28 protein-coding genes and 1 pseudogene are annotated in these 25,014 nt (G+C 62.7%); 19 read left to right on the top strand and 10 right to left on the bottom strand.

Annotated features, from left to right (window positions below; all coding sequences use genetic code 11):
* Positions 1-71: 71 nt before the first annotated feature.
* From NKJ75_RS08415 to NKJ75_RS08405, 3 genes and pseudogenes are all read left to right on the top strand, one after another.
* On the top strand, positions 72-1,403 hold the full coding sequence (locus NKJ75_RS08415) for a dihydroorotase (protein WP_023743776.1): 1,332 nt from the start codon (positions 72-74) through the stop codon (positions 1,401-1,403).
* A gap of 54 nt (positions 1,404-1,457) precedes the next feature.
* Positions 1,458-1,685 (top strand): hypothetical protein, encoded by a 228-nt coding sequence (locus NKJ75_RS08410; protein WP_352499557.1) that lies wholly within the window; start codon positions 1,458-1,460, stop codon positions 1,683-1,685.
* A gap of 62 nt (positions 1,686-1,747) precedes the next feature.
* Positions 1,748-2,475, top strand: a pseudogene (locus NKJ75_RS08405) (nucleotidyl transferase AbiEii/AbiGii toxin family protein).
* Positions 2,476-2,496: 21 nt separating this feature from the next.
* Here NKJ75_RS08405 and NKJ75_RS08400 read toward each other — a convergent pair.
* From NKJ75_RS08400 to NKJ75_RS08385, 4 genes are all read right to left on the bottom strand, one after another.
* Entirely contained in the window at positions 2,497-3,300 is an 804-nt protein-coding gene (locus tag NKJ75_RS08400; RefSeq protein WP_023743778.1) for a hypothetical protein, read from the bottom strand.
* A 106-nt stretch (positions 3,301-3,406) separates the two neighbouring features.
* A complete protein-coding gene (locus NKJ75_RS08395) occupies positions 3,407-3,664 on the bottom strand; it encodes a hypothetical protein (protein WP_023673564.1) in 258 nt (85 codons plus the stop codon).
* Positions 3,665-3,992: 328 nt separating this feature from the next.
* A complete protein-coding gene (locus tag NKJ75_RS08390) occupies positions 3,993-4,370 on the bottom strand; it encodes a TIGR02301 family protein (protein ID WP_023698666.1) in 378 nt (125 codons plus the stop codon).
* Positions 4,371-4,437: 67 nt separating this feature from the next.
* Positions 4,438-4,845: an NUDIX hydrolase gene (locus tag NKJ75_RS08385; protein ID WP_031246861.1), complete on the bottom strand. Its 408-nt coding sequence runs from the start codon at positions 4,843-4,845 to the stop codon at positions 4,438-4,440.
* Between the two features lie 123 nt (positions 4,846-4,968).
* Here NKJ75_RS08385 and NKJ75_RS08380 point away from each other — a divergent pair, with 123 nt between their 5' ends.
* Positions 4,969-5,727: an SOS response-associated peptidase gene (locus tag NKJ75_RS08380; protein ID WP_023743779.1), complete on the top strand. Its 759-nt coding sequence runs from the start codon at positions 4,969-4,971 to the stop codon at positions 5,725-5,727.
* Between the two features lie 137 nt (positions 5,728-5,864).
* Here NKJ75_RS08380 and NKJ75_RS08375 read toward each other — a convergent pair whose 3' ends face one another.
* Positions 5,865-6,020 carry a hypothetical protein gene (locus NKJ75_RS08375; RefSeq protein ID WP_023673568.1) on the bottom strand — a complete coding sequence of 52 codons (156 nt, stop codon included), beginning with the start codon at positions 6,018-6,020 and terminating at the stop codon, positions 5,865-5,867.
* A 390-nt stretch (positions 6,021-6,410) separates the two neighbouring features.
* Here NKJ75_RS08375 and cysS point away from each other — a divergent pair, with 390 nt between their 5' ends.
* The 9 genes from cysS (at position 6,411) to NKJ75_RS08330 (ending at position 14,332) form a co-directional block, all read left to right on the top strand.
* Positions 6,411-7,844, top strand: coding sequence for a cysteine--tRNA ligase (gene cysS, locus NKJ75_RS08370; RefSeq protein WP_023743780.1), 1,434 nt, complete (start codon positions 6,411-6,413; stop codon positions 7,842-7,844).
* Between the two features lie 178 nt (positions 7,845-8,022).
* Positions 8,023-8,427: an endonuclease domain-containing protein gene (locus NKJ75_RS08365; RefSeq protein WP_023743781.1), complete on the top strand. Its 405-nt coding sequence runs from the start codon at positions 8,023-8,025 to the stop codon at positions 8,425-8,427.
* Positions 8,424-8,810 (top strand): VOC family protein, encoded by a 387-nt coding sequence (locus NKJ75_RS08360; RefSeq protein ID WP_023692879.1) that lies wholly within the window; start codon positions 8,424-8,426, stop codon positions 8,808-8,810. Before NKJ75_RS08365 ends, NKJ75_RS08360 begins: the two co-directional genes overlap by 4 nt.
* Positions 8,811-8,832: 22 nt before the next feature.
* Positions 8,833-9,324, top strand: coding sequence for a GFA family protein (locus NKJ75_RS08355; protein ID WP_023673573.1), 492 nt, complete (start codon positions 8,833-8,835; stop codon positions 9,322-9,324).
* A complete protein-coding gene (locus tag NKJ75_RS08350; RefSeq protein WP_023743782.1) occupies positions 9,321-9,797 on the top strand; it encodes a GFA family protein in 477 nt (158 codons plus the stop codon). The genes NKJ75_RS08355 and NKJ75_RS08350 overlap by 4 nt, the downstream gene beginning before the upstream one ends.
* Before the next feature lie 8 nt (positions 9,798-9,805).
* Complete coding sequence (gene pip / locus NKJ75_RS08345) at positions 9,806-10,762, top strand: prolyl aminopeptidase (protein ID WP_023743783.1); 957 nt, start codon at positions 9,806-9,808, stop codon at positions 10,760-10,762.
* Between the two features lie 187 nt (positions 10,763-10,949).
* Positions 10,950-12,566, top strand: coding sequence for a citramalate synthase (gene cimA / locus NKJ75_RS08340; protein ID WP_352499556.1), 1,617 nt, complete (start codon positions 10,950-10,952; stop codon positions 12,564-12,566).
* Positions 12,567-12,677: 111 nt separating this feature from the next.
* The gene (gene rarD / locus NKJ75_RS08335) at positions 12,678-13,634 is read left to right on the top strand and encodes an EamA family transporter RarD (protein WP_460221953.1); all 957 of its coding nucleotides are present in this window, start codon (positions 12,678-12,680) and stop codon (positions 13,632-13,634) included.
* A gap of 11 nt (positions 13,635-13,645) precedes the next feature.
* On the top strand, positions 13,646-14,332 hold the full coding sequence (locus NKJ75_RS08330) for a glutathione S-transferase family protein (protein ID WP_023673578.1): 687 nt from the start codon (positions 13,646-13,648) through the stop codon (positions 14,330-14,332).
* Between the two features lie 66 nt (positions 14,333-14,398).
* Here NKJ75_RS08330 and NKJ75_RS08325 read toward each other — a convergent pair whose 3' ends face one another.
* Positions 14,399-15,391, bottom strand: coding sequence for a transporter (locus NKJ75_RS08325; protein ID WP_352499555.1), 993 nt, complete (start codon positions 15,389-15,391; stop codon positions 14,399-14,401).
* A 296-nt stretch (positions 15,392-15,687) separates the two neighbouring features.
* On the opposite strand from NKJ75_RS08325, the gene NKJ75_RS08320 reads away from it, so the two are divergent.
* On the top strand, positions 15,688-15,933 hold the full coding sequence (locus NKJ75_RS08320) for a hypothetical protein (RefSeq protein ID WP_352499554.1): 246 nt from the start codon (positions 15,688-15,690) through the stop codon (positions 15,931-15,933).
* A 152-nt stretch (positions 15,934-16,085) separates the two neighbouring features.
* Here NKJ75_RS08320 and NKJ75_RS08315 read toward each other — a convergent pair whose 3' ends face one another.
* The 3 genes from NKJ75_RS08315 to NKJ75_RS08305 form a co-directional block, all read right to left on the bottom strand.
* Positions 16,086-16,358, bottom strand: coding sequence for a sulfotransferase family protein (locus NKJ75_RS08315; protein WP_352499553.1), 273 nt, complete (start codon positions 16,356-16,358; stop codon positions 16,086-16,088).
* Positions 16,359-16,978: 620 nt separating this feature from the next.
* Positions 16,979-17,254 (bottom strand): hypothetical protein, encoded by a 276-nt coding sequence (locus NKJ75_RS08310; protein WP_023727585.1) that lies wholly within the window; start codon positions 17,252-17,254, stop codon positions 16,979-16,981.
* On the bottom strand, positions 17,241-17,852 hold the full coding sequence (locus NKJ75_RS08305; protein ID WP_023673582.1) for an LOG family protein: 612 nt from the start codon (positions 17,850-17,852) through the stop codon (positions 17,241-17,243). Before NKJ75_RS08305 ends, NKJ75_RS08310 begins: the two co-directional genes overlap by 14 nt.
* A gap of 125 nt (positions 17,853-17,977) precedes the next feature.
* Between NKJ75_RS08305 and NKJ75_RS08300 the strand changes: the two genes are divergently transcribed.
* The 4 genes from NKJ75_RS08300 (at position 17,978) to NKJ75_RS08285 (ending at position 22,662) form a co-directional block, all read left to right on the top strand.
* Entirely contained in the window at positions 17,978-19,570 is a 1,593-nt protein-coding gene (locus NKJ75_RS08300) for a LysM peptidoglycan-binding domain-containing protein (RefSeq protein ID WP_352499552.1), read from the top strand.
* A gap of 230 nt (positions 19,571-19,800) precedes the next feature.
* The gene (locus NKJ75_RS08295; RefSeq protein ID WP_023693986.1) at positions 19,801-20,136 is read left to right on the top strand and encodes an ArsR/SmtB family transcription factor; all 336 of its coding nucleotides are present in this window, start codon (positions 19,801-19,803) and stop codon (positions 20,134-20,136) included.
* Between the two features lie 24 nt (positions 20,137-20,160).
* The gene (locus NKJ75_RS08290) at positions 20,161-22,041 is read left to right on the top strand and encodes an ABCB family ABC transporter ATP-binding protein/permease (protein ID WP_352499551.1); all 1,881 of its coding nucleotides are present in this window, start codon (positions 20,161-20,163) and stop codon (positions 22,039-22,041) included.
* 285 nt (positions 22,042-22,326) lie between these two features.
* Positions 22,327-22,662: an antibiotic biosynthesis monooxygenase gene (locus NKJ75_RS08285; protein WP_023685667.1), complete on the top strand. Its 336-nt coding sequence runs from the start codon at positions 22,327-22,329 to the stop codon at positions 22,660-22,662.
* 137 nt (positions 22,663-22,799) lie between these two features.
* On the opposite strand, the gene NKJ75_RS08280 is transcribed toward NKJ75_RS08285, so the two are convergent.
* Positions 22,800-23,531 carry an SMP-30/gluconolactonase/LRE family protein gene (locus tag NKJ75_RS08280; protein WP_502903845.1) on the bottom strand — a complete coding sequence of 244 codons (732 nt, stop codon included), beginning with the start codon at positions 23,529-23,531 and terminating at the stop codon, positions 22,800-22,802.
* A gap of 223 nt (positions 23,532-23,754) precedes the next feature.
* Here NKJ75_RS08280 and NKJ75_RS08275 point away from each other — a divergent pair, with 223 nt between their 5' ends.
* The gene (locus NKJ75_RS08275) at positions 23,755-25,014 is read left to right on the top strand and encodes a DMP19 family protein (protein WP_023705372.1); all 1,260 of its coding nucleotides are present in this window, start codon (positions 23,755-23,757) and stop codon (positions 25,012-25,014) included.

Here is a 25,014-nt window from a genome sequence, read left to right as displayed (position 1 = left end):
AACCTGATCTTGCAAAACAGTCGGCCTTTACGTAAGCCGACGATACTCCCCCCGCAAGAGACCGAACGCCCATGGCCACCACCTACGACCTCATCCTGACAGGCGGCACTGTGGTCAACCATGATGGCGAAGCCGCGCTCGATGTCGGCGTCAAGGGTGGTCGCATCGTCGCAATAGGCGATCTTCGCCAAGCTTCGGCCGGCGAAGCGATCGACTGTCGCGGGCTGCACGTCCTGCCAGGCGTCGTCGACAGTCAGGTGCATTTTCGCGAGCCGGGGCTGGAGCACAAGGAAGATCTCGAGAGTGGATCTCGCGCGGCTGTGCTGGGCGGGGTCACCGCCGTCTTCGAAATGCCCAACACCAATCCGCTGACCACCAGCGAGGCGGCGCTTGCCGACAAGGTGCGCCGCGCCACCAGCCGGATGCATTGCGACTTCGCCTTCTGGGTTGGCGGCACGCGCGAGAATGCCGATGATGTCGGTGAGCTCGAGCGGCTGCCGGGTGCTGCCGGGATAAAGGTGTTCATGGGCTCGTCCACCGGCGACCTGCTAGTCGAGGACGACGAGGGTGTCGCATCGATCCTGCGCAACACCCGCCGCCGCGCCGCCTTTCACTCGGAGGACGAGTTCCGGCTGCGCGAGCGCCTCGGCTTGCGCGTCGAGGGCGACCCGTCATCGCATCCCGTCTGGCGCGACGAGATCGCGGCGCTTCGCTGCACCGAGCGGCTGGTGCGCATCGCGCGAAACACCCGCGCCCGCATCCATGTGCTGCATATCTCCACCGCCGAGGAAATCATCTTCCTCCAACAGCACAAGGATGTCGCCACCTGCGAGGGGACGCCGCACCATTTGACGCTCACCGCCGACGACTATGCGCGGCTGGGCACGCTGATCCAGATGAATCCGCCGGTTCGCGCGGCCCGCCATCGCGACGGCGTCTGGCACGGCATTGCGCAAGGCATTGTCGATGTGCTCGGCTCCGACCACGCCCCCCACACGCTGGCCGAAAAGGCAAAGCCCTATCCGGCCTCACCGTCTGGCATGACCGGGGTGCAGACGCTGGTGCCGATCATGCTCGACCATGTCAATTCAGGCCGGCTGACCCTGCAGCGCTTCGTCGACCTCTCCAGCCATGGCCCACAGCGCATCTTCGGCATGGCCCGGAAAGGCCGTATCGCCGCAGGCTATGACGCCGATTTCACCATTGTCGACCTCCAGCGGCGCGAGACCATCACCAATGCGCAAGCTGGCTCCAAGGCCGGCTGGACGCCCTATGACGGCAAGGAAGTCACCGGCTGGCCGATCGGCACCATCGTGCGCGGTCGTCGCGTGATGTGGGAAGGCGAGATCGTCACGCCAGGACAGGGCAGGCCGGTGGAGTTTTCCGAGGCGCTGCCGGCTTAGCGGTTTCTTGCTGCGTTGGATTTTTTAAGCGCTATCCACTACGTTAAGGGCATTATGAACGCAGATATCGCGCCCATGATTGTCCCTGCGGAGTTTCCGGAGCTCCAGGCGCTCGCCTGGAACCGCGATGCGGCACGCCCGATTCCGGCCAAAGAGGCATTTGCGCTGTATGAGCATAATTGGCGGTTTGTCGATCAAAAGCGTCTTACTATGCGTGAGAAGATGCTTATCCAAAGTTTGGCAGACAAATTCGGTCACGGCGTGCTCTTGACCGCCGGCTGATTTCCCTCACCTGATCGTTCCTCGCAGCCGGAATATCAACAGGACACACCGCGAGCGTCATGATGGAATTCAAGAGGCCCGAGCACCAGATCATTGCCGAAGCGCTCGATTGATGGATCGCCATTTCCTGACCGCAAACCAGTGCTGGTTCGGCGGTGGCACTGCGATCGTTATGAAATTCGGGGAATATCGCCGCTCACTGGATGTGGACTTCCTGTGTGCCGACAGCGATGGCTATCGCGAATTGCGGACCTCCGCAGCCGAACGTGGCATTAGAGCATTCTTTCCTGAGCCGGTTGAGGCTGTTCGGGACTTCCAGATCGATCAATATGGCTTGCGGACGATCGTGCGGTTGAAAGGCCAAACGATCAAGTTTGAAGTCATCCGCGAAGGCCGCATAAAACTGCGAGGCCATTTCGACGACGATCTGAATGTATCCGCCCTGGTCCCGGCGGATATGTTTGCCGAGAAGTTGCTGGCGAACGCGGATCGATGTCAGGACCGTGCAATTGCATATCGCGATGCCATCGATCTTGGAGTGCTGGTTGGCATCTATAAGGAAATCCCGAGCGACGCTGTTGGCAAGGCGAAGGCGGCCTATGGCGTGGATATCGAGCGCAAGGTGGCTTGGGTGGTAAACAGGCTGCGGGACAAGGAAGAATTGCGGCATGCCGCCGAGGTGCTGCAAATGGATCCCAACGCGGCGGTCGAAGCGATTTCGGCCCTTCGAAATGAAGGTATCCGCATATGGCCTGACACAGGCCTCGAGCTTTCTAGCCCTAGCCAGTAGCCATCCCAGGGGAATCGCCGTTCAATCCCCGGCGACGAAAAATGTCCACTGCCCGGCCGGCGTGATGCCGACGCGGTAGAAGATGTAGGCGCCGAACTGCTTCATGTCGTCATAGTCGCCGGCGGTGACGATCTTGAACAGTTCGACCCGCTGCCTGGCGTTGAGCTTGTCCAGCGGCAGGGCGAAGAAATATGGCCAGACATAGAGTTCCTGCGGTGTGCCGACGTCTACATGGACATAGCCGGCATTGAGCACCTCTTCCAGGATAGCGAGGATTTCCTGACCTTCCTTGTCGCCCGATAGCCCTTTCAGGAAGGCGATCGGGTCGCCCTCGATTTCGCCCAGCGACAATTGGGTCATGGTGTCGCCCTTGCCGATCAGCGGCCGCAGCTTCTCGATGTCGCCGCTTACGCAGGACTCGACCATCAGATCGCGCATGCGCCTGACGGGCTCGGGCAATTTGGAAAGGTCATAGACGACTTCGGGCACCGGCGCTTCTGGATCGGCACGCGGGTTGGCCACGCCGCCATCGTTGGCGGGGGCTTCCGGTTGGCTTTGTTCGGGCTCCGTGGGCGATTTCGGCTGGCTGGCGGCCGGTGGCGCCGTGCCGGGCAGATCGGGCATTGGCACTGAATTTTCAGACGGCGCCGTCTCACCATTGGCTGGTGGCCCGGCAGGAGCTGGAAGCTCCTCGCGCTTGATCTCGCTCAACGCGTAGGCAGGGTTGCTGGTCAGGACAAACGCCAGCGGACCCGCGGCGCAGGAAGCGGCAAGCCAGATGCTGAGGGCCACGCCGCGAGGCCGGCCTGACATCGAAAAATTCACCGCTTGCCTCTCCTTGGGCCTAGGCTCTTCAGGCATGATGCCCAAACGACTCGCCGTCGTCAAAGAACCGGTAAGCTGGCAGTGCACCCTCTGAGACGCGCGACGCCTAGTGCCGAAACCGCTCCGGCTCGAAGGCGCCGGCGATCACCTTTTCACGCATGCGATCGAGCAGGGCAAGGGCCGAGGTTTCGCCATTGGCTCGCAGCATCTCGCCGAACGCGGTTTCAAGCGCTGCCTCGGCGATGATTTCAGGTTCTATGCCGGCCGACAGACCTTCCGCCCAGGCCTCGCTATGGCTTTCCACCGCGGTCAGGCGCTTTTCTTCCCTGACCAGCGCGTCGATGTCGTTGACGCCATGTTCCATTTGCGATGTCCACCTTTTCAAGCGGCGGTCCGACGGGTCGGATCCGGCTTGGGCTGCCCCTATCTCACGCAGGCTAAGTAAGTATCTGTAAATACGACATTTTTTTGATCGTCTTTACAAACTTCGTCGCCTACGTTCGGTCCGATTCAAACTTAGCCGATTAGACCGGTGAGCGGGATGAAAACCTTCAGTTTGAGTTAATTCCGCATTCGCGCGCTAACGTTTCGTTAATACTGTTGCGCAAGTGCAACACCAAGATTGCATCAACGTGCCGTGGATACAAGGCGGGTGCTCGAAAAGGCGTTAGCTAAACGCCGTCTGGCGCTCGTCAGTTGCCGTAACGCGAGGCGATGTCGCGCGACAGCGTCTCGCCTTCCTTCATGTAGCGGCTGATGGCTTCGGTCGCTGACGGCGTGCATTGGGTATAGGTGCCGCCGAAGGAACGGTAACCGCGGTTGAAGCTGGCGATGAAGCGGGCACGCCGCTCCGGATCGGGATTTTCCGAATCGATCAGCTTTTCCATCTCGGTGCGCCACTGGTCGCCCTTTTCGCCGCACAGATTGCGCAGGAAATGCAGCGACCCCAGCACCTCGGCCAGTCGCATCAGCCCGGGCTCGAACGGCGACTCGGCGGCCAGCGCCGGCTGCACGGCAAAAGCCGTGGCGGTGGCGATGCATGCGGCAAGGAACAGCGAGGCGCGGGTCATAAGTCTATCTGACGAAACATTTTGTCGCCTGCAAGGCGATTCTCGGAGCGGCAGATATGGGCCTGCTTCAGGCCAAAAGCTCTTCAGCCACCTCCATGACGTCACCCGCGAGCGGCAGCGTCGCCATTTCATCAAGACTATAGAAGACGGCGGTCTCGGCATCGTCGCTGGCCGTCGCTTCGCCGCCGGCATAAACGGCGCCGAACACGGTCAGCAGATAGTCGACCGGGTGATTCTCGCCGCTGCCGTCGATGTGGATGTCGCGAAGCGGACGATAGTCCTGCGCCCGCAGCCCGGTTTCCTCCAGCAATTCTCGCACTGCTGCTTCTTGCAGCGTCTCGCCGGGCTCGACCTTGCCGCCGGGAAAGGCATAAAGCCCCTGCGACGGCGGCCGCGCCCGTTTGACCAGCAGCACCGTCCTGCCGCGCACGACGGCGACCGAGACTGCGGGAAGTGTCTTGCGCTGTTCGTTCATCGATATCGATTCGCTTATGTGAGGCCCACCCTGTGGACCGGCTGGCAGCGAGCAGCTTTAGCGGTTGCGCAGCGCCGGTTCCATCGCCACGTTCGCGATCGGATCAATTCATCGAGCTTGCCAATGTGCGGACGCTTTGCCCTGACCGCGACGCCCGACCAGACCGCCGCCTTGCTCGGCCTGGCGGAGCTGGACGATTTTCCGGCCCGCTACAACATCGCGCCGACGCAGCCGGTGCTGATGGCGCTGTCGGGACCGCCGCGCATGCCGGGCTCGAATTTCCCGGATCGCCAGGCGATGCTGGTGCGCTGGGGGCTGATCCCCACCTGGGTCAAGGACACCAGGGAATTTCCGTTGCTCATCAACGCGCGTTCGGAAGGCGCTATTGAAAAAGCCTCGTTCAAAGCCGCCATGCGCCATCGCCGTGCCTTGGTGCCGGCCTCCGGCTTCTATGAGTGGCAGCAATCCGGCAGCGGCAAGAAGGGCCAGCCCTACTGGATACGGCCGAGGCATGGCGGGTTGATCGCCTTTGCCGGGCTGATTGAAACCTATGCCGAGCCGGGCGGTTCGGAAATGGACACCGGCGCCATTCTTACCATCAACGCCAATGCCGGCATCGCCCATATCCATGACCGGATGCCGGTGGTGATCGCGCCTGAAGATTTTGCCCGCTGGCTGGACTGCCGCACGCTCGAGCCGCGCGATGTGGCCGACCTGCTCAAACCCGCGCTGCCCGATTTCTTCGAGGCAATTCCGGTCTCCGACCTCGTCAACAAGGTCGCCAACACCGGGCCGGAGATACAGGACATGGGCATCGTCGAGCCCGACAAGGTCAGGCGCCAGAAGCCCGGCGCGGACGACAGTCAGATGACGCTGTTTTAGAGCGCGCTCCCAAGAAGCCAGGTCCGGTCTTCGGGAAGAACCTGCTCAATAGGAAGAGCTGTTGTTTTCAGGCGCGCTATGGGCCCTCAGCCTTCCGTTCCGGCGCACGCCTTGTCGGCGGCCGGCACGATGCCTGTTCAGGCAGCGCGGGGCGAAGTGATTTTCGGCGCCGGCTTTTTATTCTTCGCGGTATGGAGAAGGGCGGCGACGATCGCGGCCGGGCCGATCGCACGGTAGTGGTTGGCGAGCGCCGGTTGCTTGGCGCGGCTCGATTCCTGCTTGGTTCGTGACATCGATCTCTTCCCTGGTAACATTTCCGTGTCTGCGTTTGCCGGCCGAATCTGACCGAATCGTGACCTATGGTGGACTAGCCGGCGAATGTTTCATGACTGTGCCGACATGTTTAATAAAATGTTTCAGCGGCTCCTGACCTATGATCCAGCGACGCTTTTGCCGGAAGTTGCGACTTGACGGCAACACCGGCCAAGGCGATAAAGCCGCCGATGAAAACGTTTTCCGCCATTTGTGGCATTTGCATTATTGGCTAGCTTCGCGCTGGTCCGGACGTTTTCGCCTCATCTTTCCCCAGAGTGGACAAACGCCCCGGCCAGCAGGCTGGAGCCGATTTGTGCCTTGGCACAGGTTAGACTCCATCCAGAACTTAACGGGCCGGAAGGGCACGCATGTCTGACGCATCGAAGGGTCTCAGCCTCTACAACACGCTAACGCGGACGAAGGACGTGTTCCTCCCGATCGACCCGTCGAATGTGCGCATGTATGTCTGCGGCCCAACCGTCTACGACTTTGCCCACATCGGCAATGCGCGTCCGGCGATCGTCTTCGACGTGCTGTTCCGTTTGCTGCGTCACCTCTATGGCGAGGCTGGTGTCACGTATGTGCGCAACATCACAGATGTCGACGACAAGATAAACGCCCGCGCGCTGCGCGATTTCGGCGCCGAGATCGCGTCGGGAAGCCTGACGCTCAACGAGGCGATCCGCCGCGTCACCGAAAAAACCGCCGATCAGTACCACAAGGATGTCACCGCACTCGGCTGCTTGCCGCCGACGGTCGAGCCACGCGCCACCGAGTTCGTCGCGCGCCGCGCCGACGGCAAGGTTGACATGATCACCCTCATCGAACGTTTGATCGAACGCGGCCACGCCTATGTCGCCGCCGGCGAAGTGCTGTTCGACACCGCCTCGATGCCGGATTATGGCGAGCTGTCGAAGCGCAATCTCGACGAACAGCAGGCCGGTGCGCGAATTGCCGTCGACGCTCACAAGAGGAGCCCGGGGGATTTCGTGCTGTGGAAATTGTCGTCACCGGAGGAGCCCGGCTGGGACAGCCCATGGGGCAGGGGCCGGCCCGGTTGGCATATCGAGTGCTCGGCCATGTCGGCCGCCTATCTCGGCGACGTCTTCGACATCCATGGCGGCGGCCTCGACCTGATCTTCCCGCACCATGAGAACGAGATCGCCCAGTCGCGTTGCGCCCACGGCACCGACGTCATGGCCAATGTCTGGATGCACAACGGCTTCCTGCAGGTCGAGGGCCAGAAAATGTCGAAGAGCGTCGGCAATTTCTACGCCATCGCCGAACTGCTGGAAACCGACACTTTCGGCGGCCGCAAATGGCCGGGCGAGGTGCTGCGGCTGGCGATGCTGATGACGCATTACCGCGAGCCGATCGATTTTTCCGTACGCAAGCTGGAAGAGGCCGAGAATACGCTGCGCAAATGGAAGCGCGCCGCCGATCTCTCCCCGTCGGCAGGGCAAGTTCCGGCGGAGGTTGTGGCGGCGCTGTCTGACGACCTCGCCACCTATGCCGCCTTCCAGCAGCTCACGCAGCTTGCCGGTGAGGCCGCGGAGGGCAACGAAGCGGCCGCATCGCTGAAGGCATCGCTGTCGTTCCTCGGCTTCGATATCGGCGCGGCCGCCGTGGATGAGGACAGCGTTGCCAAGTTGATCGCGCAGCGCCTGGAGTTCATCGCCGCCAAAAACTGGGCCGAAGCTGACCGCATCCGCGACGAGCTTCTGGAGCAAGGCGTGCAGCTGAAGGACGGCAAGGATCCTGTTACCAACGAACGCGTGACGACGTGGGAGGTGAAGCGGTGAGGGTGGCGCTAGGCACCCACCTCTGTCCTGCCGGACATCTCCCCCTCAAGGGGGGAGATTGGACGGCGCGTCGGCTTTCGCCAATCGCCGACGTTCAAGGGTTGGAGCCGTCATTGAAACTGCTGATCTCCCCCCTGAGGGGGAGATGTCCGGTAGGACAGAGGGGGGGTGCCTCGCGATGAACCATTATCGCGTATCTCCCATCAATCGCGGCAACGCGCGCAAGATGCGCAAAGCCATGGCAGACGCAGAACTAAAAGTCTGGAATGAGATACGCGCCCACCGGCTCATGGGACTGGCCTTCCGGCGCCAGATGCCGATCGCCGGTTACATCGTCGATTTCGCCTGCCCTATCAAAAAGCTGATCGTCGAGTTGGACGGTTCTCAGCACGCTCAGGCCGAAGCATCAGCATCTGACGCCGCGCGAACCGCCAAGCTGGAAGCGCTGGGCTGGACCATCCTGCGCTTCTGGAACGACGACGTCATCCGCGATATCGACAATGTCTGCCAGCACATCGTCATCGGGGCCGGCTTGGCCGGCGCCGACGTGCCGGCGCCAGCAAGGGAGGAGCTTGTTTCATGATCGACCATCTCGGCATCAATGTCGCCGACTTCGACGCGTCGAAAGCCTTTTATGACCAGGCGATGGCGCCGCTTGGCGCCTCGCTGATCTACATGGTGCCACTGGAATATACCGGCGGCGCCAAGGTCGGCGGTTATGGCCGCGACCGGCCGGTGTTCTGGCTGCAGGCCAGCGATGACAAGCCGAGGACCCATCAGCACGTCGCCTTCACCGCGCGCAGCCGCGCCGAGGTCGACGCCTTCCATGCCGCGGCGCTCGCCGCCGGCGGCAAGGACAATGGCGGGCCGGGGCTGCGCCCGCATTATCACCCGGACTATTACGGCGCCTTCGTCTTGGATCCCGACGGCAACAATGTCGAGGCCGTCTGCCATGCGCCCGAATGACTATGAAACGGAGTGAAACGCCATGAGCCTCGACAACCGGCCGATCTACACCGGCGGCTGCCAGTGCGGCGCGGTGCGCTTTCGCGTCGAGGGTGCGCTGGGTGACGCCTCGATCTGCCATTGCCGCATGTGCCAGAAGGCGTTCGGCTCATTTTACGCGCCCCTGGTCTCGGTGCGTGGCGCCAAACTCGACTGGACGCGCGGCGAACCGAAATATTTCGCCTCGTCCAGCCATGTCGATCGTGGCTTTTGCGCCAATTGCGGCACGCCGCTGACCTTTACCGCGCCCGACGGCATCGGCCTCGCCATCGGCGCCTTCGACAATCCGGCTGATATCGTGCCGCTGATCCAGTGGGGCACGGAGGCAAAACTTCCCTATGTCGATACCATCCCGCAATTGCCGGGCGAGGACACTATGGCCGACATGTCGTCGGCGCCTTATCTCGCCGAGCTCGTCTCCTACCAGCATCCCGACCATGACACCGAACAATGGCCGCCAGAGGAAAAGTTATGACCGATGAAGTTCGAACCGGCGGCTGCCAGTGCGGTGCCGTGCGTTTCCGCATCAAGGGCAAGCTCGGCCGGGCGTCCATCTGCCATTGCCGCATGTGCCAGAAACAGTTCGGTTCGTTTTTCGGCGCGCTGGTGACAGTGCCCAAGGATGGCGTCGAATGGATGCGCGAAGAGCCCACCTATTTCCAGTCGTCGGTCAACATCGATCGCGGCTTCTGTGCCCGCTGCGGTACACCGCTGACCTATCGCCAACCTGGCGCACTGGAGATCGCCATCGGCGCCTTCGACGACCGCTCCGATCTGGCGCCGCAGATCCAGGTCAACTACGCGGTCCGATTGCCTTGGGTGGAAACGATCTTTGACCAGCCCGTGCATCAGGATCCGGATTTCTACTCCCGCCAGGAGCAGATCATCTCCTTCCAGCATCCCGACCACGAAACCACGGACTGGCCCGCGCACGGCCTGAAGATATGAGCAATGGAATGAACAGTGAACTTCGTACTCTTTATCCAGAGATCGAGGCGTTCGAGTCCGGCATGCTCGATGTCGGCGACGGCCATCATATCTACTGGGAGCGCTCCGGAACCAGGGGCGCCAAGCCGGCCGTTTTCCTGCATGGCGGTCCCGGCGGCGGCTTCTCGCCAAAACATCGGCAATTGTTCGACCCGAAGCTTTACGACGTCATCCTGTTCGACCAGCGCGGCTGCGGGAAATCGACACCCAACGCCTCGCTCGAGGCCAACACCACCTGGCACCTGGTTGCCGACATCGAGCGGCTGCGTGAGATGTGCGGCTTCGAAAAATGGCTGGTGTTCGGCGGCTCGTGGGGCTCGACGCTGGCGCTGGCCTATGCCGAGACGCATCCTAATCGCGTCAGCGAGCTTGTCGTGCGCGGCATCTACACGCTGACCCGCGCCGAACTCGAATGGTACTATCAGTTCGGCGTCTCCGAGATGTTCCCCGACAAATGGGAGCGTTTCCTGGCGCCAATTCCTGAAGCCGAGCGCGGCGACATGATGGCCGCTTACCGCAGGCGGTTGGTCGGCGCCGATGGCAAGGCGCAGCTGGAAGCCGCCCTTGCCTGGAGCCTGTGGGAAGGTGAGACGATCACGCTGCTACCGGAGCCGGAGACCAGCGACAAGTTCGGCGAGGACGACTTCGCCATCGCCTTTGCCCGCATCGAGAACCACTATTTCGTCCACGCCGGCTGGCTGGAGGAGGGGCAGCTTCTGCGCGATGCCCATAAGCTCGCGGATATTCCCGGCACAATCGTCCACGGCCGCTACGACATGCCGTGCCCGGCGCGCTATGCCTGGGCCCTGCACAAGGCCTGGCCGAAGGCGGATTTCCACCTCATCGAAGGCGCCGGCCATTCCTATTCGGAGCCGGGGATTCTGGATCGGCTGATACGCGCGACGGATGGGTTTGCGGGGAAATGACAGCGCGTGGCACCCCCCTCTGTCCTGCCGGACATCTCCCCCTCAAGGGGGGAGATTGGCTGTCATCGGCGCTTTCGCAAATCTCCGTCGCTGCAGGAAACGATCCGACGCTAAAGCTGCCGATCTTCCCCCTTGAGGGGGAAATGGCCGGCAGGCCAGAGGGGGGTGCTCGCGCGCCAACAGAACAATGACCAAACAACGCCTCTATCTCTTCGACACAACCCTCCGCGATGGCCAGCAGACGCCGGGCATCGACTTTTCCGTCGAGGACAAGATCGCGATTGCCAAGCTGCTCGATGAGTTCGGCATGGACTATGTCGAAGGCGGCTATCCCGGCGCCAATCCGACCGACACCGCCTTCTTCCGGCAGAAGCGCACGGCGAAGGCAAAGTTCGTCGCCTTCGGCATGACCAAGCGGGCAGGCGTGTCGGCATCCAACGACCCGGGCCTGGCAGCGCTCGTGCAGTCCAAGTCCGACGCCATCTGCTTCGTCGCCAAGAGCTGGGACTATCATGTCCGCGTCGCGCTCGGCTGCACCAATGAGGAAAACCTCGACTCGATCAACGCGTCGGTCGAAGCAGCTGTTGCCGCCGGCAAGGAAGCGATGGTCGATTGCGAGCATTTCTTCGACGGCTTCAAGGCCAATCCGGACTACGCACTGGCCTGCGCCAGGACCGCCTATGATGCCGGCGCGCGCTGGGTGGTGTTGTGCGACACCAATGGTGGCACGCAGCCCTCGGAAGTGCGCGCCATCGTCGACAAGGTCATTGTTTCAGGTATTCCGGGCGGCCATCTCGGCATCCATGCCCATGACGACACCGGCCAAGCGGTGGCCAATTCGCTCGCCGCCGTCGAGGCCGGCGTGCGCCAGATCCAGGGCACGCTGAACGGCATCGGCGAGCGCTGCGGCAACGCTAATCTGGTCTCGATCGTACCGACGCTGGCGCTGAAGCCGGCTTTCGCCGATCGCTTCGAAACCGGCATCTCGGCCGAGGCGCTGACCGGGATATCCCGGCTTTCCCGCGCCTTCGACGAATTGCTGAACCGCGCTCCGGAAGCGCAGGCGCCCTATGTCGGCGCCTCAGCCTTCGCCACCAAGGCCGGCATCCATGCCTCCGCCCTGGCCAAGGAGCCGGCGACCTATGAACATGTGCCGCCCGAGGCGGTAGGCAACCGCCGCCGCGTTATGGTTTCGGACCAGGGCGGCAAGGCCAATTTCCTCGCCGAGCTGAAGCGGCGCGGCATCGATGTGCCCAGAGACGACCATCGTCTCGATGCGCTGATCTCGGTGGTCAAGGACCGCGAGGCCGAGGGCTACGCCTATGAGGGCGCCGATGCCTCCTTCGAGCTGTTGGCGCGCAAAATGCTGCACGGCCTGCCGGAGTTCTTCAACGTCACTTCGTTCCGCTGCATGGTCGAGCGCCGCTTCGATGTCAACGGCCAGTTGAAGACGGTCTCCGAAGCCATCGTCAAGGTGATGGTCGAGGGCGAGGAGAAGATGTCGGTGGCCGAAGGCCACGGCCCGGTCAACGCGCTCGACATCGCGTTGCGCAAGGACCTCGGCAAGTTCCAGAGCGAGATCGCCGACATGGAGCTCGCCGATTTCAAGGTGCGTATCCTCAATGGCGGCACCGAGGCGATCACTCGCGTCCTGATCGAATCGCATGACGGCACCGGCGCACGCTGGTGGACGGTCGGCGTGTCGGAAAACATCATCGATGCGTCCTTCCAGGCGCTGATGGATTCGATCGTCTACAAGCTGATGAAGAACCGCGACATGGCGGGATTGGTGGCGGCGGAGTAAGCTTGCAGGACTTGGGTTCCTCGCCCCTCGAAGTGGGGCGAGGAACTGGCGGCGCCCCTTGAACCATCAGCGGAAGTCCATTGATCCATCATAATTTTGCGATGGTTTTGGATGGCCCACTGGGCCATAGCGTTTGCCATGGCCAGCGACACGATCCAGCCCGACGCCGACTCCAAAGCCCGCAGCGGCTTTCTCCTCGCGCTCGGCGCTTATCTGCTATGGGGCCTGTTGCCCTTCTACATGAAGGCGGTTGCGCATCTGCCGCTGATCGAGGTGATCGCCCACCGCATCGTCTGGTCGGTGCCGATTGCTGCTGCAGTGCTGGTCTGGGCCGGCCGCACAGCCGATTTCAAGGCGGCGATCCGCTCGCCGCGCAGCATCGCCATGGCGGCGCTGACGGCGACCCTGATCTCCGTCAACTGGGCCATCTATGTCTGGGCGATCTCGGTCGACCGCACCGTCGAGACCGCGCTCGGATACTACATCAACCCATTAGTTAGCATCGTCGTCGGCGCGTTGTTGCTCGGCGAGAAGCTCGACCGGCTGCAGATCGTGGCCGTGTTGCTGGCGGCGGTCGCAGTTGCCGTTCTGACCGTCGATGCCGGCAAATTGCCTTGGGTGTCGTTGGCGCTGGCGTTTTCCTTCGCTGCCTATGGGTTCTTCCGCAAGACGCTGCCGATCGGCCCGAGCCAGGGCTTTCTGCTCGAAGTGCTTTTGCTGTCGGTGCCGGCGCTTGCCTACATCGTCTTCCTGGTCGTCAACGGCCAGGACCATTTCATCTCCAGCAACGGCACCGATATGGCTTTGCTCATCGGCTGCGGCCCAGTCACCTCGGTGCCGCTGCTTCTGTTCGCCTTCGGCGCCAAGCTTCTGCGCCTCTCCACCATCGGCATCATGCAGTACATCGCACCGACCATGGTGTTCCTGATAGCCGTGCTGATTTTCGACGAGCCGTTCGGCACCACGCAAGCAATTGCCTTCGCGCTGATCTGGGCGGCATTGGCGATGTATTCCTGGTCGATGTTTCGTGGCCGTGAAATCCGCCCGGTGGCGTTGGCCCCGAAGTAGGGAGCCTTTCGATGTACGTGCTGCATATCGCCAACAAGAACTATTCGTCATGGTCGCTGCGGCCATGGGTGCTGATGCGCACCCTCGACATTCCGTTCGAGGAGCAATTGACGCCGTTTCCGACCGGGCCCAGTTTCGATCTCTACCGGGCGTTCTCGCCCAGCGGGCGCGTGCCTTGCCTGGTGGATGACGGCTGGGCTGTCTGGGATTCGCTGGCTATTGCCGAGTATCTCGCCGAGCGCCACCATGGTGTGTGGCCTGCCGAGGCCAAGGCGCGAGCCTGGGCGCGCTCGGCCGCCGCCGAAATGCATTCTGGTTTCACGGCCTTGCGCGGCGCATGCCCGATGAATTGCGGCTTGCGGGTGAAACCGTTGCCGATGTCGGACGCGCTGAAGCAGGATCTGTTCCGTTTGGGCGATCTCTGGAACGATGGCCTTGCCCTGTTCGGCGGGCCGTTCCTTGCCGGCGGCCATTTTACCGCCGTCGACGCCTTCTTTGCTCCGGTGGCGTTCCGTGTGCTATCCTATGGGCTGTCTTTCGAAGGGGCAGCTGCAGCCTATCCCCCGCAATTGCTTGGCCTGCCGGCCATGCAGGAATGGTATGCGGCGGGTCTCGCCGAGACCTGGCGGGAGCCGGACCATGAGGCGGAGGTCGCTGCCGCCGGCACCATCGTCGAGGATCTTCGCGCTACGGCGTGATGGGCATTCCAGGAAAAGCGCGTCGCGTTCCCTTGGGAATTGAGTGAAAACAAAGGGATCGAGGCGTTACGTCCGCCCGAGCCGCCTTACGAACATGTAGGTCGCCGCGGCGATCACGATCGAAACCGCCGAGACCACCCAGAAGCCCATCGGCGTATTGACCATGGGCAGGCCACCGACATTCATGCCGAACAGGCCTGATATGATGGTCATCGGCAACAGCACCGCCGTCATCACCGACAGCACATAGAGCAGCTGGTTGGACTGCATTGTCAGCTTGGCCATCAACTCGTCCTGCAGCAACCTTGCGCGTGCCTGCAACTGCTCGCCGTCGTGATAGAGCGTGTGTGCCCGGTGCGAGAGCCTTGTCGCCATGTCATTGATCCGATCGGGCAGCTCATTGCGATGCGAATGGTCGAGATGGCGAAAAAGGTTTGTGAGCGTCGCCATCTGCCGGTGGATGACCACCAGTTGACGGCGCGCCTCGACCAGCGCCTGCCGCTCGCCGTGCCAGGCATCGCGCACGATACGGTCCTCGATGCCGTCCAGCGTATCGCCAAGACCGAGGAGCTCGGCCGCCATGCCGTCGAGCGACTGGCCCATGACCGCTTCGACCAGGTCGGCGGGGGAGCGGAATTTGCGCGAGCCGCTCTCCACCGCCTTGCGGATGAGATCGACCGATTCCAGTGGCTGCTTGCGCGCGCCGATCAGCGTCTTGTCGTTGAGCGCAAAACGGAAATGGCCGAGCCCGCGCGCTTCCGCCGAATAGTCGTGGCGCAGATCCGGCAGGTCGCCATAAAGCCAGGCATCCTCGAGATCGATGTGGCAACCCTGGCTGGCGCCGAGGAAAGCTTCGCGCACCGGCCCGGGCAGAGCCTGCTCGGCGGCGATCTCATGACGGGCGCGCAGGTCGGACAGCTGGTAGCTGCGCCATGTCCATGCAACCTCGGCCGCGTCCTTGGTGCGCAGGCCCTCGGCGGTGAAATGGTAGATGAAGAACAGCCCGTGCTCGTCGGGCAGGTAAGGCGACAGGCCTTCCGCGTTGAGAGCAATGTTCACGGCTCGCCTCGCCAAGAAATTTCGACCAGGTTCAGATTTCGACTATGCCGACGCGCGGATGCCGACCCGTCCTTCGTAACACGAGGGAGGCGGGTTCCGTGTGACGGTTTCTTGACAGGCGATCACAGTTTGTCGAGCAGCGTTTAGAGTGTTTGCTGCTATCGCCGACGAATGGAGCTCACCCATCGCAACGGTCCGGTCAATCGCCATCTGCGTGACGCAAGCGCCGCATCGCGCTCCGCCACCAGGTCGTCTCGGATCCTGGCCAGCGCGCTACGCTCGGCTACGAGGCCGTCTTGGCCCAGGGCGAGCGCGTCACGCTCCGCCATGAAGCTGTCTCGGGCTTGGATGAGGTCCTGCTGGGCGTGAGCAAGCGCATCACGCTCCGCCATGAAGCTGTCTCGGGCTTGGATGAGGTCCTGCTGGGCGTGAGCGAGCGCGTCACGCTCCGCCATGAAGCTGTCTCGGTCTCGGATGAGGGCCTGTTGGGCGTCAGCGAGGGCGTCACGCTCGACGATGCCCTTTCCCAGTTCGCCGTGTAGCCGTTTAGCGGCCAGGTTCCCTGCGGCAACGGCCTTGCCAACCACATCGCAGCTCTCATCGAACGTCGCCCGCACCCTGTCGAGCTGGTCGCGCAAGTCCTGGCTGTCGCCTTCAGACGCCATACTGCGCAAAATGGCATAGGCACTGCGGACTAACGGCGTGGCATCCGGATGGTTTTGCAGATCAGCGACCGAGGCCCGCTGATGATGCAGATCCTTGTCCAGGAACTCGGCGATTGCGGCGTCGGCGTGATCGGACGTGACAGGCCAGAGATTCCGGTCTCCCTGGCCGCGCGGTCCATCTGATGTCGCCAGTCGCTCAACAGGTCTTCGTGGCGCAGGATACAGCGCGGCATGTGTCGCGAATGATGCTCCGCTTCGAGCACGTGCCTGAGCCACAGCATGAACGCTGTCGGCAGTGCCATTTGATCCCGTTCCTGCAGCGAACAGGCGACTTCGAGCGGGTTGCGAACAGGCAGAATGCGATCGGGTCAATCCTGAGATCGGCCAGGATCGAGGCTATGAAGGGAAGGAACCGGCAGATCCGCGGATCCTTGACGAAAAACAGGGGGGCATCGCCGAACTCGCTGGCAATGATCGCCGTCATCATGGGCCGAAATCGCTCGGTTGCCGGCGACTGCAGCCACTGCCGATCTAGCGGCAGCCAATCTTGCCAGGAGGAGGCGGCCGCCGTGAGCAGGTGGTCGTCGGCGATGGTGAGTGGGGTACTTTCCCAATGTCCCTTGGGATTGTGGAGGCTCCCGGGCAGCAGATGTTTCGGCGCGGCGGCGTGACTCCATGCGCGGCGACGAGGGCGCCGAGCGCCGAGGTGCCGCTGCGGTGCATTCCGAGGACCAGGATCGCCGTCCTTGGTTGCGACGCGATCTCGCCCTTCGCGGCCGTCAATCGCTCGCGCGGATTCATCTTTCCTTTGTCTCGCTCTCCAAATTTCCGTTCCCGCCCAATGTTCTCCGATAACCAACTGCGAAGCGGGCTGCAAATGGAAATCGTCGCCAACGTGCTTACATTGCGCACAAGACGGAGCTCAAGAAAAGCTGGACAGATCGAAGTCAGCTGCCCCAACGCTACAGATCCTTGCCAAGCAGATGCAGTCGATCAGTGGCTTCGCATTGGACTTCTGCTTCTGGGCCAGGCTGGCCTTGTTGCTGTCGCCGATCCAGGTGTTGCCCAGTGTTTCGTAGCCGGCAGCCTTGAGCGCCAGCACGACGCGGCGCAGTTGGTGCGCCAGGCCGACGACACCAACCGGGCTCAATTCCTGGCCGCCTGCGCCAAGGCCGGCTTCGTCCTCACATCTTGTCAATTACAGACTGCACGCCTTCCGTCGGCGCATCGACCGACGACCCCGCCACCATGATGGCGGCGACGATGGCCTCGGGGTCTTCGACCACCAGCGGCTTGACCCGTTGCGCGGTGTGGATGAAGCCTTCGCTGGCCATATGGTCGAGCAGCGCCAGCATCGGATCCCAGAATCCTTGAACGTTGGCGAAGACGATCGGCTTGCGGTGATGGCCGAGCTGGCCCCAGGTCATGATCTCGACGATTTCCTCGACCGTGCCGATGCCGCCGGGCAGCGCCACAAAGGCGTCGGATTTCTCGAACATCTTGTGCTTGCGCTCGTGCATGTTGTCGGTGATCAGCAACTCGTCGAGCCGGTCAAGCGCGGTTTCGGTCGCCTCCTTGTTGATGAGGAAGCGCGGAATGATGCCCGTTACCTTGCCGCCGGCCTTGAGCGCGCCTTCGGCGACTGCGCCCATAATGCCTTTGGTGCCGCCGCCATAGACCAGCCGCAGGCCGGCTTTGGCGAGCGAGCGGCCAAGCAGGTGCCCGGCCTTGGCATAGATTTCATCGCGGCCCGGAGACGAGCCGCAATAGACGCAGACGGATCGAATCGTGTTCATTCGTGATTGGTGATTGGGTCTGAATGCGGGGTCAAGCCCTAAGGGCTGACAAGCCCGGGCTTTTTCTTGTCGGTGCCGGCAAAACACGCTAGACCGGCTTCAGGTGGCTAAGGGGTAGGGGAAATATGGCTGTTAATCCATTGAAGGCGTTTCTGTTCGCGGCGGGTGGGACCGTCGCGGTCGTCGGAACCGCCTATGTATCGGGCGCACTCGACCCGTATCTGAATCCCACGCCGCCTGCGGCGATTGCATCGCTGACGCCGCCGGCTGAAAAGCCGGCCGATCCGGGGACCGAGGGAAGGCTGCCGCCGGCGCCCGCCGCGCCCACCGATGCCAAGGCTCCCGCAGCACCCGCGCCTGCCGACGCAACGGCTCCCGCGACCGAAGCTGCGGCTCCGGCGGCACCTGCCGCGCCCGTTGCTGCCCCAGCAACCCCAGCACCGGCCGCGGCCGGCCCGGTTGCGCCGAGCTTCGACGTCGTGCGCGTCGAAAGCAACGGCTCGATCGTCGTTGCCGGCAATGCTGCGCCCAATTCGAAGATCGAGATCCTCAACGGCTCCTCGGTGCTTGGCTCGACTGTCGCCGGTCCGGACGGCGCCTTCGTCATCGTTCTCGACGATCCGCTGAAGCCCGGCGACTATACGATTGCGTTGCGCGCGACGGCCGGCGATGTGGTTACCCCTTCCGTGCAGACCGCCGTCGTTTCGGTTCCCAAGGACGCCGCCGGCCAGGTGCTGGCGATGGTCGAGGAACCCGGCAAGCCGGCCGAGCTGCTTAGCGTCCCGGCGCCTGAGACCAAGCCCGCGGCACCGGCCGCCGGCGATCAGGCCGCTGCCCCGGCCGCTGAGGCACCTGCCGCGACCCCACCCGCCGCTCCCGCTGAAACCGCGCCTGCAGCTCCGGCTGTGGAAGCCGCCGCCGCTCCGGCAACACCGGTGCCGGCACCGGCGGCACCGGCAACGCCGCCGGCTGCCGCCGTGGCTGAACCCAAGATCGTCGTCGAAGCGGTCGAGATCGACGGCAACAAGATCTTCGTTGCCGGTCTGGCTGACGCCGGCCGCAAGGTGCGCGCCTATGCCAACGATATCCTGCTTGGTGATGCGGTGACCTCGCCCGACGGTCATTTCCTGGTCGAGGCGACGCGCGATATCCCGGTCGGCAACTACACCATCCATGTCGACGGTCTCGATGCGGACGGCGTGAAGGTGGTAGCGCGTGCCGCCGTGCCGTTCGAGCGCGAACCCGGCGAGGCGATCGCCGCCGTGGCGCCCGCGGAGGCCAAGCCCGCCGAGACCAAGCCCGCCGAAGCAAAGCCTGCTGAGCCGGCCGCACCGGCTGCTGCCGCATCCGCACCAGCCGCACCGGCTGCTGCCGCATCCGCACCAGCCGCACCGGCAGCGCCCGCCGCTGAGGCTCCAGCCGTCGTCGCGGCGGCAACGCCCGACCTGCCCGAGACGGTGGCGCCAAAGCTCGAACATGCAGACGGCGCGGTCATCATCCGCAGGCACGACACGCTGTGGCGGATCTCACGGCGCGTCTACGGTCACGGTGTGCGCTTCTCGACCATTTATCTCGCCAACCAGGACCAGATCAGCGATCCCGACCGCATCTGGCCGGGGCAGGTGTTCAAGGTTCCGGAAAAGTCCAAGGAAGGCGAAGCCGCCGACCTCAAGGCGATGGGCGAGCAGGTGACAACGGCGCCGGTGAAGACGCAGTAGCGGCCGAGCGCTTGATCTCCTCCCTTGAGGGGGAGATGGCCGGCAGGCCAGAGGGGGTCGCCGCGCATAGAACGCCGACCTTCTCTTTGCTGCAAACGACGTTGCATCAGGACGTACCGACCCCCTCTGTCGCCTTCGGCGACATCTCCCCCTCGAGGGGGGAGATTAGGTCGCTCTACCCATCGGGTTAGCTTGCCACGCACCCGTTCATCGTCTATCGCCGATGAACGATGGCAGACTCGCTCACTGAACCAGACCACGCAAACTGCGCACCGCCCCAAAGCCGCGCCGTTGCCGCGAGCTTCGCCGCACTCTCGCACCCGGCGCGCATCGAGATCCTTAGACATCTCTCGGCCAGCAATTCCTGCTGCTGCCGCGAGGTGGTCGATCATCTCGATCTGGCGCAGTCCACCGTGTCCCAGCATCTGAAGATCCTGGTCGAAGCCGGGCTGGTCCGCTTCGAGCCCGACCGCCAGCGCTCGCGCTATCAACTCGACCGCGCCGCGCTCGCCGACGTTTCCGCATCGCTGACCGCACTCGTCAATTCCTGCTGCTCCGGCCGCTGATTTCTCACCCAAAAGGCAAGACAAGTGGCAGAAAAAACCGTTTCCGATAGCTCGACCTTCAGCACCTTGCGCAATCTGTGGCCCTATATGTGGCCGGCCGACCGCGCCGATCTCAGGGCACGCGTCACCTGGGCAACGCTGCTTCTGGTCGTTGCCAAGCTGACACTGGTTGCCGGGCCGTACTTCTTCAAATGGGCGACCGATTCTCTGGCCGGTGACGCCAAATCGCCGCCGCCGCTGCCGTCCTTCCTGCTGGCGCCGGTGATGCTGGTCGTCGCCTACAATGTCGTGCGGCTGGTGCAACTCGGCTTCAACCAGCTGCGCGATGCGCTGTTTGCCCGTGTTGGCCAGTATGCGGTGCGCCAGCTTGCGTTCCGCACCTTCGTTCACATGCACCAGTTGTCGCTGCGCTTTCACCTCGAGCGCCGCACCGGCGGCCTGTCGCGCATCATCGAGCGCGGCACCAAGGGCATCGAGACGATCGTGCGCTTCATCATGCTGAACACGGCGCCGACCATCCTCGAATTCGCGCTGACCACCGGCATCTTCGCCTACACTTATGGCTGGAAATATGTGGTCGTGGTGGCGGCCACGGTGTGGCTCTACGTCTGGTTCACGGTGCGCGCCAGCGACTGGCGCATCTCGATCCGCCGCGACATGAACGACAGCGACACCGACGCCAACACCAAGGCGATCGACTCGCTGCTCAACTACGAGACCGTCAAATACTTCAACAACGAGGGTATGGAGGCTGAGCGCTTCGACCGTTCGATGGCGCGCTATGAAATGGCGGCGACCAGGATATGGACCTCGCTCGGCTGGCTGAATTTCGGCCAGGGCATCATCTTCGGTCTCGGCACCGTCATCGTCATGTGCATGTCGGCGCTGGAGGTGCAGGCCGGCACGCAGACGGTCGGCGATTTCGTCTTCATCAACGCCATGCTGATGCAGCTTTCGGTGCCGCTCAATTTCATCGGCTTCATCTACCGCGAAATCCGCCAGGGGCTGACCGACATCGAGCAGATGTTCGACCTGCTCGATGTGCCGCAGGAAATCACCGACAAGCCGGATGCCAAGCCGCTCACTGTTACAGCCGGCAAGGTCGAGTTCCGCGACGTGCACTTCGCCTACGACCCCAGCCGCAAGATTCTGAAGGGCGTCTCCTTCGAAGTTCCGGCCGGCAAGACGGTGGCCATCGTGGGCCCGTCCGGCGCCGGCAAGTCGACGATTTCGCGGCTCTTGTTCCGCTTCTACGACGTCCAGGGCGGTCAGGTGCTGATCGACGGCCAGGATGTCCGTGATGTGACGCAGGCGAGCCTGCGCGGCGCCATCGGCATGGTGCCGCAGGACACCGTGCTGTTCAACGACACCATCGCCTACAACATCCGTTACGGCCGCATCGGCGCCAGCGAGGAAGACATGCAGAAAGCCGCCGAGCTTGCCCAGATCGGCCCGTTCATCGAACGACTGCCCGAAGGCTACCGCTCGATGGTCGGCGAGCGCGGGCTAAAACTGTCGGGCGGCGAAAAGCAGCGCGTGGCGATTGCCCGCACGATTTTGAAGGCGCCGCCGATCCTGATGCTCGACGAGGCGACCTCGGCGCTGGACAGCCACACCGAACAGGAGATCCAGGCCGCCCTCGACCTGGTCAGCAAGGGCCGCACCACCATCGTCATTGCCCATCGCCTATCGACGGTGATCACGGCCGACGAGATCATCGTACTCAAGGACGGCGAGATCGCCGAACGCGGCACCCATGCCGAGCTGATGCGCCAACACGGCCTCTACGCCTCGATGTGGGACCGCCAGCGCGAAGCGACGGAAGCCGAGGAGAGGCTGCGCATTGCTAGGGAGAGCGATGAGCTGGGTGTGGTTGTGCGCAGAAGGACTTCGGAGGTGAGCTAGGCGGCGGAGCGCCGATCTCCCCCCTTGAGGGGGAGATGTCGCCGAAGGCGACAGAGGGGGTCGCCGCGCGTGGAGCGCTAACCTTCATCGGTCGCAAGGGGGGCGCATCCAGTCGAACCGACCCCCTCTGGCCTGCCGGCCATCTCCCCCTCAAGGGGGGAGATATGCAGCGTCGTCGCCATCATCACCACCGAAAATTTCCCCTTGACCTCAACCTAAGTTGAGATCGCAAACCCGTTCCTGAGCCACCGAACCCAAGTCGTTCAAGAACGGAGACAGATTCAAATGGATAAACTTGCCGAGGCAGCCGTGTTCAGGGTCGACAAATTCGTCGTTCCTGCCGAGGCCCGTGAAGAAATCCTTCGCAAGGTCAGGGCGACGCATGAACTGCTGCGCCTGCAGCAAGGCTTCGTCCAGGATTTCGTGCTCGAGCAATTTTCGGGTCCGGGTGAGTTCAACCTGGTCACCATTGTCGAATGGGAAAACCAGGCGGCCGTCGACAATGTCGTGCCGATCGTCAAGGCGGCCCACGAGCGGGCGGGCTTCAACCCGCAGGAGACCATTGCCCGGCTGGGTGTGAAGGCCGATATCGCCAACTATCAGCGTCTGCCTGAGATGTAGGAGGGCCAGCCCGTGCCAGGTGCTGGCGCCTCGACGCTCAGCACCTAGCCGGTGCGGGCATCGCTGATCATGTTCTCGAAACCACGCCATTCGGCGGCGACGATGAACAGTGTCGTGCCATCCGGCCCGCCCAGCATTCAGGCAAAGCAGCCGCGATCGGCATCGACTGTCTGCAACACCTCGCCACCTTCGCGCACCCGCACGCAGCGCTTGTTGGGAACATCCGCGTACCAGGCAGCCCCTTCGGCATCGAGGCAGATGCCGTCGGGAAAGCCATCGAGATCGGCCCAGACCCGGCGGTTGGAAAGCCCGCCATCCTCCGCGATATCGAAGGCGGTCAGCCGGTTGGCATGCGACTCCGCCACGATCAGTGTCCTGTTGTCCGGCGTCACCGCCATGCCGTTGGCGAAAGCGATGTTCTCGGCCACTTGTCGAACCGAGCCGTCCGGCGTGATCAGCACGATGGTGCCGGGCCCGAAATGCTCGCCCGGTGCAGGCGCCGACCCGCCGCCATTGACATAGATGTTGCCGCGCCCATCGACGACGATCTCGTTCCACGGGCTCTTTGACAGTTCTCTCAAATCGGCATGGGTGGCGAGCGTCCCGTCCGCCTCCTGCCGCAGCAACAGCCCTTCGCGCCCCGAAATGACCAGCAGCCGCCCGTCCGGCAGCCAGTCGATCGAATAGGGTAGTATCGCAGGCACCGTGAGCATCACCTCGGTCTTGCCGCCCACACCCACCGCGATGATCTCTCCGGTTCCCCAGTTGCAGAGCCACAGGCGTCCGTCGTGCCAGCGGGGAGACTCTCCGAAAGCGAGGCCTTCTGTAATGACCTTGGCGTTCAGGGCGACTGATTTCGACGATGGCATCTCTGACCCTGGTTTGTCGACTCGCCGCAATTCGGCATTGTCGCGAAGCGCTTTCCTGCCAAGGACGTGTGAATCTGTGGCGCCCCGACATGACCGACAATTTTGGCAAACCATCGTGCGGATGCCTCTGGATCAGAGTGCCTTTAATCCTTGAGGGCAGCTGATATTGTCGCGTCGGAAATAACCCGTTCGCGCAAGTTTTGCGACCAAGAGAGTATTTTCGATGTTCGGTTTCTTTTCCCGCAAATCCAAGAAAACGCCCGAGAAGTCGGCATCAGATTCTGGAAAGCAGTTGGAATTCGGCCTGCCGTTGCCGGTCGTCGTACTGCGTTCGAACGTCGAGGATCCTGATGAAGAGCCGTTTTTTCTCGTCTTCGCTGTCATGCAATTCGTCACAGCGATGGTTTCCAAAGGACTCTATCGTTATCCCGAAATCGACACCAAGGCGATGCAGGTCCTTCATGCCGACTCGTACTCTTCGGAGGTAAAGAACGGCGGCCATAGTCAATTCATCCACAATGCCGGGCAGGAAATCGGCGCCATGATTGCCAACGCACGAGCTGGACTCACTGCTTGTGGCGCAAAGGGCCAGCTTGCGACTTTGGAAAAGATGTCCAGCTGGATTGCAGACCATCCCAACGAAGCCGCCCAGCAGACGGGCTTCGAGGGCGGGCGGGATGATTTTCTCGATACACTTGATCATGCGTTCTACGTTGCGGATGAGGCCGCGCCCATGGAAAACCTTTTGGCGCGCTGGATCGCGTCATGGCCTGATCTGCAAGTTGTCGATAGTGACGATTACGACGACGTCATACACCGGCTGGTGATGGCCAATCCGAAGCGCGAAGGCAGGCTTCTTCATAAGTCCGTTGGCAACTTGGCAGGCCAGATGATCTTCAGCTGGCGCGATGTCGGGGCCGGCCTTGCCTGCGCCAAGATCGCGCCGCCCGAGATCAAAATCGCGTTCGGCATGGCAAGGATGCTGAACATAGAAGGAGAGAAACAGCTGGTTTTTCAACTTCAGACCAGCGCGAAGAAGACCCGACTATGCAGTGCGACGGAGACACACGTCACGGTCTACGAGTACATCGCTCCAGAAGAGTTGCTTGTCATACCGCCAGGCGAGAGCCCGCTAGCGGCTAACGCCCCGAAAGTTGGCGCCAAGCTTGGCATTGCTGAAGAGACCGAGATCACAGCGGTCATTGAGCTGGCGGAACAATACCATGCTCCCGCCGCCGTCGACCTCCTGCTCCGCAAGGCAGGCTTCGACCCGACGGATGCCATCGTTTCTGCGAATTCGGTGGTGCAGAAGGAGGAAGGAGCAATCGTGAATTGGGTGGTGCTGGCATCAGGCCAAGTCTTCCTTTTCCAATCGTTGCGGAACGGCGGTGTGCTCTTGCGCGGCAAGGATGATGAAAGCCTCGCTGAGGCCGCTATGGCCGAGCTCAATGCCCACTTTGATTGCTCCGCTGCGGCGGGTTAG

Origin of the sequence: Mesorhizobium sp. M0058 (assembly GCF_040323095.1) — a bacterium.
Taxonomy (GTDB): domain Bacteria; phylum Pseudomonadota; class Alphaproteobacteria; order Rhizobiales; family Rhizobiaceae; genus Mesorhizobium.
The sequence above is the reverse complement of the archived record's forward strand: the minus strand, read 5'-3'. Positions and strand labels throughout refer to the sequence as shown.

Excerpts from the sequence above, each read along its gene's own strand:
- NKJ75_RS08350 (WP_023743782.1), top strand. The coding sequence starts at position 9,321 with ATGACCGATGAAGTTCGAACCGGCGGCTGCCAGTGCGGTGCCGTGCGT.
- cimA (WP_352499556.1), top strand. The coding sequence starts at position 10,950 with ATGACCAAACAACGCCTCTATCTCTTCGACACAACCCTCCGCGATGGC.
- NKJ75_RS08295 (WP_023693986.1), top strand. The coding sequence starts at position 19,801 with ATGGCAGACTCGCTCACTGAACCAGACCACGCAAACTGCGCACCGCCC.
- NKJ75_RS08385 (WP_031246861.1), bottom strand. The coding sequence starts at position 4,845 with ATGAACGAACAGCGCAAGACACTTCCCGCAGTCTCGGTCGCCGTCGTG.
- NKJ75_RS08330 (WP_023673578.1), top strand. The coding sequence starts at position 13,646 with ATGTACGTGCTGCATATCGCCAACAAGAACTATTCGTCATGGTCGCTG.
- pip (WP_023743783.1), top strand. The coding sequence starts at position 9,806 with ATGAACAGTGAACTTCGTACTCTTTATCCAGAGATCGAGGCGTTCGAG.
- NKJ75_RS08300 (WP_352499552.1), top strand. The coding sequence starts at position 17,978 with ATGGCTGTTAATCCATTGAAGGCGTTTCTGTTCGCGGCGGGTGGGACC.
- rarD (WP_460221953.1), top strand. The coding sequence starts at position 12,678 with ATGGCCCACTGGGCCATAGCGTTTGCCATGGCCAGCGACACGATCCAG.
- cysS (WP_023743780.1), top strand. The coding sequence starts at position 6,411 with ATGTCTGACGCATCGAAGGGTCTCAGCCTCTACAACACGCTAACGCGG.
- NKJ75_RS08305 (WP_023673582.1), bottom strand. The coding sequence starts at position 17,852 with ATGAACACGATTCGATCCGTCTGCGTCTATTGCGGCTCGTCTCCGGGC.
- NKJ75_RS08390 (WP_023698666.1), bottom strand. The coding sequence starts at position 4,370 with ATGACCCGCGCCTCGCTGTTCCTTGCCGCATGCATCGCCACCGCCACG.
- NKJ75_RS08380 (WP_023743779.1), top strand. The coding sequence starts at position 4,969 with ATGTGCGGACGCTTTGCCCTGACCGCGACGCCCGACCAGACCGCCGCC.
- NKJ75_RS08280 (WP_502903845.1), bottom strand. The coding sequence starts at position 23,531 with ATGCCATCGTCGAAATCAGTCGCCCTGAACGCCAAGGTCATTACAGAA.
- NKJ75_RS08315 (WP_352499553.1), bottom strand. The coding sequence starts at position 16,358 with ATGGCACTGCCGACAGCGTTCATGCTGTGGCTCAGGCACGTGCTCGAA.
- NKJ75_RS08415 (WP_023743776.1), top strand. The coding sequence starts at position 72 with ATGGCCACCACCTACGACCTCATCCTGACAGGCGGCACTGTGGTCAAC.
- NKJ75_RS08395 (WP_023673564.1), bottom strand. The coding sequence starts at position 3,664 with ATGGAACATGGCGTCAACGACATCGACGCGCTGGTCAGGGAAGAAAAG.
- NKJ75_RS08355 (WP_023673573.1), top strand. The coding sequence starts at position 8,833 with ATGAGCCTCGACAACCGGCCGATCTACACCGGCGGCTGCCAGTGCGGC.
- NKJ75_RS08365 (WP_023743781.1), top strand. The coding sequence starts at position 8,023 with ATGAACCATTATCGCGTATCTCCCATCAATCGCGGCAACGCGCGCAAG.
- NKJ75_RS08285 (WP_023685667.1), top strand. The coding sequence starts at position 22,327 with ATGGATAAACTTGCCGAGGCAGCCGTGTTCAGGGTCGACAAATTCGTC.
- NKJ75_RS08410 (WP_352499557.1), top strand. The coding sequence starts at position 1,458 with ATGAACGCAGATATCGCGCCCATGATTGTCCCTGCGGAGTTTCCGGAG.
- NKJ75_RS08275 (WP_023705372.1), top strand. The coding sequence starts at position 23,755 with ATGTTCGGTTTCTTTTCCCGCAAATCCAAGAAAACGCCCGAGAAGTCG.
- NKJ75_RS08360 (WP_023692879.1), top strand. The coding sequence starts at position 8,424 with ATGATCGACCATCTCGGCATCAATGTCGCCGACTTCGACGCGTCGAAA.
- NKJ75_RS08375 (WP_023673568.1), bottom strand. The coding sequence starts at position 6,020 with ATGTCACGAACCAAGCAGGAATCGAGCCGCGCCAAGCAACCGGCGCTC.